This is a genomic window from Limosilactobacillus galli (assembly GCF_947381495.1).
Taxonomy (GTDB): Bacteria; Bacillota; Bacilli; order Lactobacillales; family Lactobacillaceae; genus Limosilactobacillus; species Limosilactobacillus galli.
The window spans coordinates 38,459-49,111 of sequence record NZ_CANCWK010000009.1; the positions used below are offsets into that span (position 1 = coordinate 38,459).

11 protein-coding genes and 1 pseudogene are annotated in these 10,653 nt (G+C 52.2%); 3 read left to right on the forward strand and 9 right to left on the reverse strand.

Features of this window, described 5'->3' with window-relative positions; translation table 11 throughout:
* Positions 1–7: 7 nt before the first annotated feature.
* On the reverse strand, positions 8–805 hold the full coding sequence (gene sufC / locus QOS10_RS03460) for a Fe-S cluster assembly ATPase SufC (protein ID WP_283593739.1): 798 nt from the start codon (positions 803–805) through the stop codon (positions 8–10).
* A 315-nt stretch (positions 806–1,120) separates the two neighbouring features.
* Here sufC and QOS10_RS03465 point away from each other — a divergent pair, with 315 nt between their 5' ends.
* Genes QOS10_RS03465 through QOS10_RS03475 form a run of 3 tightly spaced genes read left to right on the forward strand, consistent with a single transcriptional unit; the run spans position 1,121 to position 2,939 of the window.
* Positions 1,121–1,384, forward strand: a complete 264-nt coding sequence (locus tag QOS10_RS03465; RefSeq protein WP_283593741.1) for a hypothetical protein — start codon at positions 1,121–1,123, stop codon at positions 1,382–1,384.
* Positions 1,341–1,547, forward strand: a complete 207-nt coding sequence (locus QOS10_RS03470; RefSeq protein WP_283593743.1) for a MarR family winged helix-turn-helix transcriptional regulator — start codon at positions 1,341–1,343, stop codon at positions 1,545–1,547. The genes QOS10_RS03465 and QOS10_RS03470 overlap by 44 nt, the downstream gene beginning before the upstream one ends.
* Positions 1,548–2,939, forward strand: coding sequence for a DHA2 family efflux MFS transporter permease subunit (locus tag QOS10_RS03475; protein ID WP_283593744.1), 1,392 nt, complete (start codon positions 1,548–1,550; stop codon positions 2,937–2,939).
* Between the two features lie 236 nt (positions 2,940–3,175).
* On the opposite strand, the gene QOS10_RS03480 is transcribed toward QOS10_RS03475, so the two are convergent.
* The 8 genes and pseudogenes from QOS10_RS03480 to QOS10_RS03515 all read right to left on the reverse strand — a co-directional run bounded on the left by QOS10_RS03480 (position 3,176) and on the right by QOS10_RS03515 (position 10,461).
* Positions 3,176–4,045 carry a MetQ/NlpA family ABC transporter substrate-binding protein gene (locus QOS10_RS03480; protein WP_283593746.1) on the reverse strand — a complete coding sequence of 290 codons (870 nt, stop codon included), beginning with the start codon at positions 4,043–4,045 and terminating at the stop codon, positions 3,176–3,178.
* Positions 4,046–4,098: 53 nt separating this feature from the next.
* Entirely contained in the window at positions 4,099–4,575 is a 477-nt protein-coding gene (locus QOS10_RS03485) for an S-ribosylhomocysteine lyase (protein WP_283593747.1), read from the reverse strand.
* 29 nt (positions 4,576–4,604) lie between these two features.
* Complete coding sequence (locus tag QOS10_RS03490; RefSeq protein ID WP_283593749.1) at positions 4,605–5,723, reverse strand: vitamin B12 independent methionine synthase; 1,119 nt, start codon at positions 5,721–5,723, stop codon at positions 4,605–4,607.
* 578 nt (positions 5,724–6,301) lie between these two features.
* Positions 6,302–6,730: pseudogene (locus QOS10_RS03495) on the reverse strand (TraM recognition domain-containing protein); the annotation flags it as partial.
* Entirely contained in the window at positions 6,709–7,740 is a 1,032-nt protein-coding gene (locus QOS10_RS03500) for a type IV secretory system conjugative DNA transfer family protein (protein WP_326520594.1), read from the reverse strand. The gene QOS10_RS03500 and the pseudogene QOS10_RS03495, both read right to left, overlap by 22 nt.
* 184 nt (positions 7,741–7,924) lie before the next feature.
* Positions 7,925–8,176, reverse strand: coding sequence for a hypothetical protein (locus QOS10_RS03505; protein ID WP_283593752.1), 252 nt, complete (start codon positions 8,174–8,176; stop codon positions 7,925–7,927).
* Between the two features lie 514 nt (positions 8,177–8,690).
* Positions 8,691–8,966, reverse strand: coding sequence for a hypothetical protein (locus QOS10_RS03510; RefSeq protein ID WP_283593753.1), 276 nt, complete (start codon positions 8,964–8,966; stop codon positions 8,691–8,693).
* Positions 8,967–9,060: 94 nt separating this feature from the next.
* On the reverse strand, positions 9,061–10,461 hold the full coding sequence (locus QOS10_RS03515; protein WP_283593755.1) for a C69 family dipeptidase: 1,401 nt from the start codon (positions 10,459–10,461) through the stop codon (positions 9,061–9,063).
* Positions 10,462–10,653 lie beyond the last annotated feature (192 nt).

A 10,653-nucleotide genomic window follows, 5' to 3' on the forward strand; every position in this document is an offset into this window, starting at 1 on the left:
CAGCCCCCTAGTCCTCATCGTCCACGAGCTTAATGTCCAGCCCCAGCTCGTCCCGCAGGCCGGCGTATCCCTCGTCTTCCAGTTTCTTGGCCAGGTCAGGGCCACCCGTCTTCACGATCCGGCCATCCATCATGACGTGGACTGTATCGGGCACGATGTAGTTCAGCAACCGCTGGTAGTGGGTAATGATCAGGGAGCCGAAGTTATCACCGCGCATCGAGTTGACCCCCTTGGAGACCACCTTTAGGGCATCGATGTCCAGCCCGGAGTCAATTTCATCGAGGATGGCAAAGCTGGGTTCGATCATCAGTAACTGCAGAATTTCGTTCCGCTTCTTTTCCCCGCCGGAAAAGCCCTCGTTCAGGTAGCGCTCCGTCATCGATTCGCTCATGTCCAACAGCTTTAGGTTTTTATCCAGCTTCTTAATGAAGTCTATGACGGAAATCTGATCATCTGCTGAGCGCCGTGCATTGATGGCTGCCCGGAGAAATTCGGCATTGGTAACTCCCTGAATCTCGGCCGGGTACTGCATTGCAAGGAACAGTCCCTTGCGTGCCCGCTCATCAACGGGCATGTCAACGATGCTTTCGCCGTTCAGCAGGATATCGCCCTGGGTCACATGATAGTTAGGCTGACCCATGATGGTTTGCGAGAGGGTCGATTTCCCCGTCCCATTTGGTCCCATGATGGCGTGTATTTCGCCCGTCTTCATCTTCAGGTTGACCCCCTTGAGGATCTCTTTCTCCTGTTTTTTCTCTTCGTCCTGAACAGAAACGTGTAGGTCTTTAACTTCTAGAGTCGCCATAAAATATTCCTCCTGGCATAATTGCTATTCCCGACAAACAAGCGACATCACCGCCGTAATTGTTTACCAACGAATGAAAATCGTTACAAAACCATTATATCCAAATGTTTTGAATAATAAATAACCGTGTTCGATGCGGAAATCGTTTTCAATTCGCACAAAGGGCACCGCTAGTCACACTAACTTTTCTATATATTTTTTGAATATTCATATCTTCGACTATTTCAGCTTTAAATGATTCCTAAATTTAGTTTGGCAGCTAACGATCATTCAAATATAATTTCAACCGACTAGTATCTGAAAAGGAGCGATTAAATGGTTAACCAGATGATTAATATTGGCCGCCTGATTAAGCGGGCGGACGTCAGTCTCAGCCGCCAGATGAATGATTTTTCCCGGCAAAGCGGACTGACCGGCAACCAGATGAACACCATTGACTACCTGAGCCGCCAAGAGAACATGGCTGCCAACCAGCAGGCAATTGAAAATAAATTTAATATCCGGCGATCCACCACCACGATTATCCATGCAGTGCATGGAGAAACGGCAGCTGGTCCAGCGCATCGTCGATCCCCATGACCGTCGTCAGCGGCAGGTTCAGCTGACGAGCAGCGCCCAGCAACTGGTGCCGACAGTTCATGCCTATATTGACAGTCAGGAGAAGCGGCTGACGGCAGCCTTTTCGCCTGCCGAGCTCGCCACGGCCGCCCGGGTATTGCGATACCTTGAGGAGGATAATTAAATGTCAAAGCATACTGTTAAGATTCCGGCCAGGGTCATCGCCGCTGTTATTGCTACCGGCCTATTGTCGTTTTGCGGAGTGATTGTGGAAACCGCCATGAACGTTTCGTTTCCCAAACTGATGACTGAATTTGGGGTGACAACCAATGTGGTTCAATGGATGACCTCAATCTACCTGCTGGTCGTAGCAATTATTGTCCCCTTATCAGCCCTGCTGAAACGCTCCTTTCGCACTAAGCCCCTCTTTTTGACGGCGGTGACCTTCTTCATCCTCGGCGTCATCATTGATGCCCTCGCCCCGACCTTCCCAGTCCTGCTGACCGGACGATTGATTCAAGGGCTCGGGACGGGGATCTCATTGCCGTTGATGTTCAATATCATCATGGAGCAGGTGCCTCGCCAACGGATCGGCCTGATGATGGGCTTCGGCAACCTGATCACGGGGATTGCCCCTGCCGTCGGCCCAACCTTTGGCGGCATTATTGTCTCCAGTCTCGGCTGGCGGTGGATTTTCTACATTCTCCTCCCCTTCCTGCTGGTATCATTACTGCTCGGGACGTGGGGAATTCAGCAAAAGACCGCTACCGCCCGTCAGCACTTTGACATGCTAAGCTGCCTGCTGATTGCTGTTATGTTCATCGGTCTGGTTGTCGGTTTCAGCAATTTGGCAACACTGCCGCTATTGAGCTGGCCAGTCGGCGGTGCTATTCTGATTGGGCTGCTTGCCATGGGACTGCTGAGCTGGCGGTCTCTCAGTATTACGACGCCGATTCTCGACTTTCATCTCTTTGGCAACCGCCGTTTTGCCGGACATGTATTAATCTTCTTTCTCACGCAGATGTGCTCCCTCGGCTTTGCCTTCCTGCTTCCTAACTATATTCAGCTGGTCAACCACAACACTGCCCTGCTTGCGGGACTGGTCGTGATGCCGGCCGGCTTCTGCGGGGCACTGTTTGCACCCGTTGGCGGCCGCCTGCTCGACCAGTACGGACCGAAGAAACTGGTATTGAGCGGAAGTATCTTAATGGCAGTTGCCATCCTGATCTTTACACTTTTCTCTCCTGCCATGAGCAACCTGGCCATTGCCCTCGTCTATATTCTGTATATGAGCGGCATGGGTTCCTTGATGGGAACAGTGATGACCAGTGCTCTCGCCAGTCTTCCGCAGGATAAACAAACTCAGGGAAACGCCATTCTTAATACCCTGCAACAATTTGCCGGCTCGATGGGCACTTCACTGGTCGCAATGATTGTTGCCAAGAGCCAGGTCGGGGTCGGCAAAACGGCCGCGGCCACCGCGCTCGGAACTCAGCACGCGTTTGTTTTGCTGCTGGTATTCGTCGTTATGATCGTGATTACCGTATTGCGGTTTGTTCCGCAGCGCTTGAAGTAATTTTGAGGGATCTTTTTTGAAGATTTTTTTGGCTTTAGTTAAAGTAAATCTCAACTAAAAGGTAAGCACAATCAAAAAAGCCGTCTGATGAGGGATCTTCACCAGACGGCTGCGATTTAACTGAACAGGTAGGCTAGCCAGCCAGGCCATGTTCGCGTTTTTTTCTTGGGTGTTGCTGATTTAATTTCCAATAGGTTGGTATCAAGGTGCCGTGCGATATTCATTCTATCAACCCCTTAATTAGCAAGGTAGCTCAGCGGCTTATCAACATTAACCTTCGTTCCCTGGTACTTCTTCTTAATCCATTGTTGAATCTGCTGGTTGTGGTAAAGGGTGACCAACTTCTGGTAATTCTTGTTGTGCCGATTCTTACGGGCCGTCGCAATGACATTGATGTTGTTCTTCGTGCTCTGGTTGACCTTTTCATGGTAGATCGAGTCCTTTAATACGTTCAGGTGCCCGGTCAGCGCAATCGTGTTCCCAATCAGAACCAGGTCAGTGGACTTTAAGACCCGCGGGCCAGTCGTGTCATCGATTTCCTTGAATTTAAGGTTCTTCGGGTTAGAAGCAATTCCCTCCGTCCCGGTAGTGGGGCCGAAGTTTTTCTTCAAGGTGATCAAGCCGGCACTCTGCAGGAGGAGCAGGCCCCGGGCGGTGTTAGCCGGGTTGTTGGCAATCGCCACCGTCGCCCCATCCGGTACCTGGCTCAGCCGATGGTAGCGGTCCGAGTAGATCCCCATGGGTTCCAGGTAGGTCGTGCCCAACGCCGCCAGTTGGGCCTTCCTATTCTCCTTATTGTAGGTCTGAAGGTAAGACCAGGACTGGAAGGCATTGACATCGATCTCCCCGTTGGCCGTCGCCTTATTCAAGGCCACCGGGTCGGTAAAGCTCTTCACCCGGATCTTCAGGCCCGCCTTCTTGGCCTGGTCCGACTTGGCAATGTGTTGCCAGATCTGGACATCGGGACCGATTGTGCCTAAGGTAATGGTCTTCTTGCCCAGCGGTCCCCCGTTGGCGGCGCTGCTCAAACCCAAGCCAGCGGCAATCACGATGATGATGCCAAGCACCCACCACCAGATTCGGCGTCTCTTTTTTGATTTACGCATTGAAACCCGCTCCTCTCTTTCTCAATTCTCTCTAAATGCTGATGTCATGTTGGCTAGTCAACCACGTGCCGTTCAAACGGCTTGTCCGAGATCCCCTCGCTGAGGATCTTCTTGGACCATTCCTTAGCCGAGAAGAGGGAGTGATCACGGTAATTCCCGCAGGACTCAATCGTGGTCCCCTGGACGTCTTCCCACTTGGTCTTGTAGGCGATCTCCTCTAAGGATGACTTGAGGGCCTTGGCGACCTCGGTTGTCGAATGTTCGCCCCAGGTGATCAGGTGGAAACCAGTCCGGCAGCCGAATGGCGAACAGTCAATCACGCCGCTGAGCCGGTCCCGCAGCAGGCCGGCCAGCAGGTGTTCAATAGTGTGCAGGCCGGCCGTGGGGATGGCGTTTTCGTTTGGCTGAACCAGGCGCAGGTCGTAGTTGCTGATCTTGTCGCCTTTTTCCCCCTCTTCCACCGTAATCAAACGAACGTAAGGGGCCTTTACCTTGGTGTGATCTAATGTAAAACTTTCAACTTTAGCCATAATAGTTATCTCCTTTAAATTTGATTAACTTAGTTCCAAACTTCATCAGCAATGCTCTTGATCAACTTGAGCTTCTGCCATTCCTGATCTTCCGTTAAGATATTCCCCTCTTCCGTGGAAGCAAAGCCGCATTGCGGACTCAGGCAGAGGTTTGTCAATGGAACGTGCTCAGCCGCCTCGTGGATCCGCTTGATGACCGCCGCCTGGTCTTCCAGGTCGCCGCTCTTAGAGGTAACCAGTCCCAGGACGATCCGGACGTCCGGCCGCTGGTTCCAGATGGTGGCCAGCGGGGAGAAGTCCCCCGCCCGGTCACTGTCGTATTCAAGGAAGAAGCCGTCGTAGTCCAGCTGGACCAGGTACTTGGCAACCGGCCCATAGCCGCCGGAGAAGAGGAAGGTCGACTTGAAGTTTCCCCGACAAATGTGGGTGGTAATAGTCAGGCCCGCTGGCCGATCCTTGAGGGCCCCGTTGATCACCGTTACCGCATCCTCGGCTAACTGGACATATTTAGCGTGTGCCGTCGGGTCATCAGCCGTGGCATTCAGCTTGCTGATCAGGAAGGCCCAGGTAGTGTCGTCAATCTGCAGGTACTTGCAGCCCAGCTCGGCAAAGTGCTTGATTGTCAGACGGTAGGCTTTCGCCAGGTCGGCCAGGTAGTCAGCGCGGTGGTCATAGAACTCCGGCCAATTGTCCGACCGATTGTCCCGGAAGAGCATCGTCGGGGACGGAATCGTCTGCTTAGCGACCGCATCGTCGCCAGCCACCCGCTTGGTAAACTCAAAGGCTTTGAAGAACGGGTGATCGGGGTTGTAAGCCACCTTACCGGCCAGCTCAGCATTGTCAGTCCGGGTCTTGGCCCCCTGGAACTTGTAGCTCTGCTGGTAGTCGTACTTGGCAACCCCCTTCAGTCCCCAGAGAAAGTCGAGGTGCCACCAGCTGCGGCGAAATTCGCCATCGGTTACCGCGTGGAGGCCCACCGCCTTCTCCTTTTCGATCAGGTCCGTGATACATTCATCCTCGACCTTCGTCAGTGCCGCTTGGTCAAGTTTGCCAGCCTTAAAATCAGCCCGGGCCGCTTTGAGCCTGGCGGGGCGAAGGAAGCTGCCGACAATGTCATAACGATATGGAGCGCGTAAGTTTTCTGTCATGTTGAATCCATCCTTTCAAAATTGAATGAGAATTTGATGAGATCTGGAGAATAAAAAACGTCCCGGAGAACAACCCTCTAATGGTTATTCTTCGGGACGTTAATGATTATCATTAATTAACGTGTTACCACCCTAATTCGGTACCGTCTCACGACTGATACCCTCACTGAGTACACCTTTATCGGTAAACCCAGGCGCGATACCGGGCGCCACCCGGGAGTTGCTTACGGGACCGCTCACAACTCGCTTCTGCTCCAAGACCATCTTCACATTCCTGAGCAATACCGGTTCTCATCAGCGCGGTTCTCTGTAATTGCATTAGAATGTTACTCATCCTTTCTAAGCATTCTTTAATTTGATTGCCACTATAATATAACGCTCCTCAGAATAATGCAAGGCAAAATGGCAATTTTTTAAAATAAAAAGCCGCCCGGCGGATTTTCCGGCGGACAGCCCAACAATCAAAACGGCAAGTCACTGGCGTCGCCAAACGGGGTATCAAGGTCGCCCATGTTAGGGATGACACTTTCGGACACGTGCTCTCCCGGCAGCTGTTGAAGGATGGCGGTCAGCTTAAGTCATGCTTCGTCCGGCTGCGGCGTCTGACATACCTGGTTTACCTCCAGTCTTTCTGGACGGTAGTTGGGATGGTCATGGAAGTCATAGCGGTCCACCGCGGTCAGATAACCACTGACGTCCAGCAGGAAGCGACGCTCGCCAAGGCGGCGGATAGCCTGCGCGGTCCGGTTGAAACGATCGGCGGCCGTTTTAGCCATCGTCAGGTCGGTGGTCCCCGTCATGAGGTGGGCTCCGCAGTTACCGATCACGCTCCCCGCGTTCTTCCCGAACTTCGCGACCAGCTGTGATTCGTCTTGAACCATCATGCACAGCGAGATGTTCCTGCTCCGGGCCGTGGCCAGGTAGTCATCAAAGTGGGGAACCTTGATATTCTTAAAGTCATCCAAGAAGAAGCGGACCTTGGTTGTCAGCCGGCTAGCGGGCATCTTAAAGGCGTGGTGTAGAGAAAGCTGAAAAGCTGCGCATAGAAAACATTGGCAATGAAGTTCTTGGCAGGATCGGCATCATCGTACAGGACAAACACCGCCGTCTTGGGTTTGAGGAGGCGGTTGAAGTCCAGCTGGTTGCTGGCAAGGAGGTGGTCAACATCACTGATCACATACGGAGCCAGGGCGGTCCCCAGGATCCCCACGATGCTGCTCCAGGTTTTTTGCGATTCCCGGCTCCGGGTAACGCTGTTCCACATCCGCAGGACTACTGATTGGGGATTCTGCTTCTCAACCCAGGAGAACAGCCGCTCCCCCAGGCTAACCGGGACATCACTGCCGTCATCATATTGGTCATGGTCAAAGCGGTACTCGCCAACGGACGGTGAACAGCCCAGTGACGCCAGGACCGCATTGATATCTTCATCGGGACGGTCGATGAGTTCAAACAGGCGGGTCACCGTCCCCATCATCTGCTCTTCAGCGGGCAAGAACTCCTTGGCAAACATGATCAGTGACGCCAGCAGACTAGCAGGGGCGTTGGTCCAGAAGGGGTCGTCGAACTTACCGCGATTGTCGTCCTGACCCGTGATATCGGCGCCAACGACCTGGTGGGCAAACGAGACCACGTCCAGCTGACTTTGCATGTAGTGGAACGGGTTATAGGTCATCGAGTGTTGGAGGTCAACCAGGTTCAGTACCTGCAGCTGGTAGCCCTGGGCCTGCAGGCTGCGTCCGGTGTCGGCCAGGATGTCCCTCTTGGCATCCGCAATCACGTAGTTGGCATTGGCTTGCAAAACGTTGGGTTCGACAAACGAATAGGTTTTCCCGGTCCCGCTTGAGCCGACCACCAGGGTATTGTCGTTGCGGGCCTGGTGATAGTCAATCGGCAGGTAGGTCTGGCGGCCAAAGATGGTGGCAGCTTGTTGATAGCGGCTCTTCCACGGTGTCGATGTCAGTTGTTGTTGTTCAGAGTTGTTAAAACCAATCGTTTGCATATTTGCTTCCTCCATTCACTAGCTACAATATCCGTTACTCAACAGTCAGGCAGAGCAGACCCCGCTCCTGGTCAATGCTGGTCATCATGGCGGCGTTGGTATCCCCATCCTCGCCATCCCGCCACGGTAATCTAATGGTGGTGCACTGGCGGTCGGCACCGATCAGGTCAACGTCGACAATGTCCGGCAGCTGAGCCAGTCATTCGTCCAGCATCAGGCACTCCCCGTTCTCATAAAAGGCCTCCGTAGCGACCCGGTGCAGGAAGTCCTGCGACACCCGCAGTGTGAAGCGTCGGCAGGTCTGCGAACGCTGGATTTCTCCTGTCTTGTTAACACTGATGTTGGGAACGACATCATTGATCTGCAGTTCCGCGACCTTGCTCATTGGAATCGTAAAGGACTCAAGGTTCTCTGAATTCAAAATCAGCTTAATAAGCCGTGTTTCACTCATCTGTGTCCCCTCCAGAAACTAGCCATTGCAACGAAAAAAGCAGTATTACACAAAAAAACATATTATGAGAGTTCTATCAGATTAGGAAGCAATGAGAAAAGAAGTACATAAATGGGTATACTAAACCCCTTCATGCAAATCGATCTTCAGAACCCATTTCCTAAATATTGCGCCTTTAATTAACGCACCAAAAATAAAACCTTCATAATATGGTTCTTTTAAATTGTAATACTGCTTTGCAAGCAGCAATATCCACTTGCAAATAGTATTTTGCTACATTGCGGTCCAAATGCAAGGCCATTTCCGAATTAAAGTAAAAAAACGTCCGCCACGATAGGCGGACGATTTCATTACGTAATCAAGTTATCTTAACATTATACAAGTGGAATTAATTGCATATGCTAAATTAAGTATTATTATGCATTATCAACGGGTAAATTGCAAGTAAAAATTAAAATTTTTCTCAAACAACTGAAAATGCCATCCCCCATACCGGCGAGATGACAAATGATAATTAAGCCTCGAAGACATCCTGCTGCTTACCAGTCAAGGTAATCTTATCAAGGCCGTTGTTTAATTTATAGTGGTTTGCGTCGACTTTCTGTTCACGGTAACCAGCCCGAACAAAGGCATCCGTCAGGTTAGCCATGAATTTCTGTCCGGCAGCTGCAGATTCATAGATCATCTGATCAAGGTACATTGGTTGGTCAGCACTCTCACGGATCAGCGTGATCAGGTAAACCTGCTTGCCAGTTTTGTCAATGTCAGCGGTATTTTGCATTAATGACATTATGCATCCCCTCCTACCATCAATTATACCTGTAATTCAATAATAGCCAAGTCCCTGGCGGTATTTATTGAATAAAACTACTGGTACTCCAGCATTAGAAGTTCAGCCGAATCTGCAGCGAACCAGTTTCCACCATTGAACCCAGGCACTTCATTGCTAGCGCGTAGGCCTGCTGGGCCGTCTGATCGTTAACTGCTCCTAACTTAGCTTGGAGCTGGTCGCCGTCGAGCTCGGCAGCAGCCTTATCGGTGGTCAGCAGGATGTGCCGGCCCGCAGCAATGGTGTTCTGCTTCATCTCTTCAATGGCCGCCTCATAACGCTTGGGGTGCTCGTCGCCGATTGTGGCCAGCGTATGGGTCATCCAGTACATGTTATTGATGTCGTAGTGCTCCTTGGTATCGCGGTAGGCCGCCGGAGTATCCTCCACATTTGTGTAGAACGGGGCCAGGGCGTTATAGGCATTCGGACCGAACGCCAGCCAGCAGATCCCCGCCAGCTTTGCAGGGACGTCGGAACGAATCTGCAGGATGTGAACTTCGGAGTTCCGCTGGAGGCCAATTGGCCGGAAGGCGTGCTGCTGAGCGGGCGTCCCCAGGTCACTGTAAGGGTCGTACGGGGTGTGCTGGTAGTGAGAACTCAGAGCATACTTGACATCCTCAATCGTCAGCAAGTGTTCCGGCTGGCGGGCAAACGGCATGTCCGGATCATCCGGCTGCGGGTCCGCACTCGGGTTGAAGAGCCGCTGAACGTACCATTGCCGCGGAATGTTGTAACGGTAATCAGAATCATTGTGACTGCCGAAGATGTGGCGAAGGTTATAGCCATCCCCACTACCGTCAATATCCAGGTGGTGGTCAATGATTAATTGCTCCAGGTCATCTGAGGCCATCGTGTCGGCCGACTGGAAGTCAAAGTCCGTGACGGCAAACCAGTTTGGGGCCACCACGTAACAGTCATCGGGAATCCGCTGGGCAATCCAATGGTGACCACCGATCGTTTCCATGTACCAGACCTCGTCCTTGTCCGAGAAAGCGACTCCGTTGGACTCGTAGGTGCCGTACTTGCGGAGGTACTTACCCAGTAATTGAACTCCTTCCCGCGCGGAATGAATGTATGGCAGGACCAGGGTAACCAGGTCTTCCTCACCGACCCCCTGCTTAACCAGCGGATCAATTCCCAGGACGCGAGAATTGGTGGTACTGGTTTCAGTGGCCGACATGGTGACGTTGGCCGCGTTGATACCAGCCTCTCCCCAGATTCCCATCTTCTTGGCGACGGATGGGATCTCCGGCACGGCCGTATACCGCATCGGGTTGGCGGGCAGGTCAAACTGGGCCTTGTTCGTTACCGACTGATACTGACGCGGTTGCTGGTCCGGTTCCACCACGATGAAGCGCTTGGGGTTGAAGGCATGGCCGAAATCCTCGTTCCGGGCCACCAGCGTTGAGCCGTCCGCAGTGGCCTTCTTACCGGCTAAAATTGTTGTACATGGCATACTAAGATCTCCTTTTTTATCCAATCAACAGCAAAACTACCTTCATTGTAGTCGCTTAATAGACACTTCTCAAATAGTTCCAATAGGTGAACGAACTCGGCCATAAATGACCGAACTTCCAGATCTATACGGCTACGATAGCTCATATAGGATCTGGGAAACGTTTAGGCTATGCAGGGCTTACGCCCTGGT

What these genes read in the sequence shown, in the direction of transcription:
- QOS10_RS03465 (WP_283593741.1), top strand. Translation starts at nt 1,121, where the DNA reads ATGGTTAACCAGATGATTAATATTGGCCGCCTGATTAAGCGGGCGGAC.
- QOS10_RS03485 (WP_283593747.1), bottom strand. Translation starts at nt 4,575, where the DNA reads ATGGCTAAAGTTGAAAGTTTTACATTAGATCACACCAAGGTAAAGGCC.
- QOS10_RS03505 (WP_283593752.1), bottom strand. Translation starts at nt 8,176, where the DNA reads ATGAGTGAAACACGGCTTATTAAGCTGATTTTGAATTCAGAGAACCTT.
- QOS10_RS03510 (WP_283593753.1), bottom strand. Translation starts at nt 8,966, where the DNA reads ATGTCATTAATGCAAAATACCGCTGACATTGACAAAACTGGCAAGCAG.
- QOS10_RS03500 (WP_326520594.1), bottom strand. Translation starts at nt 7,740, where the DNA reads ATGGAGGAAGCAAATATGCAAACGATTGGTTTTAACAACTCTGAACAA.
- QOS10_RS03470 (WP_283593743.1), top strand. Translation starts at nt 1,341, where the DNA reads ATGGAGAAACGGCAGCTGGTCCAGCGCATCGTCGATCCCCATGACCGT.
- sufC (WP_283593739.1), bottom strand. Translation starts at nt 805, where the DNA reads ATGGCGACTCTAGAAGTTAAAGACCTACACGTTTCTGTTCAGGACGAA.
- QOS10_RS03480 (WP_283593746.1), bottom strand. Translation starts at nt 4,045, where the DNA reads ATGCGTAAATCAAAAAAGAGACGCCGAATCTGGTGGTGGGTGCTTGGC.
- QOS10_RS03515 (WP_283593755.1), bottom strand. Translation starts at nt 10,461, where the DNA reads ATGCCATGTACAACAATTTTAGCCGGTAAGAAGGCCACTGCGGACGGC.
- QOS10_RS03475 (WP_283593744.1), top strand. Translation starts at nt 1,548, where the DNA reads ATGTCAAAGCATACTGTTAAGATTCCGGCCAGGGTCATCGCCGCTGTT.
- QOS10_RS03490 (WP_283593749.1), bottom strand. Translation starts at nt 5,723, where the DNA reads ATGACAGAAAACTTACGCGCTCCATATCGTTATGACATTGTCGGCAGC.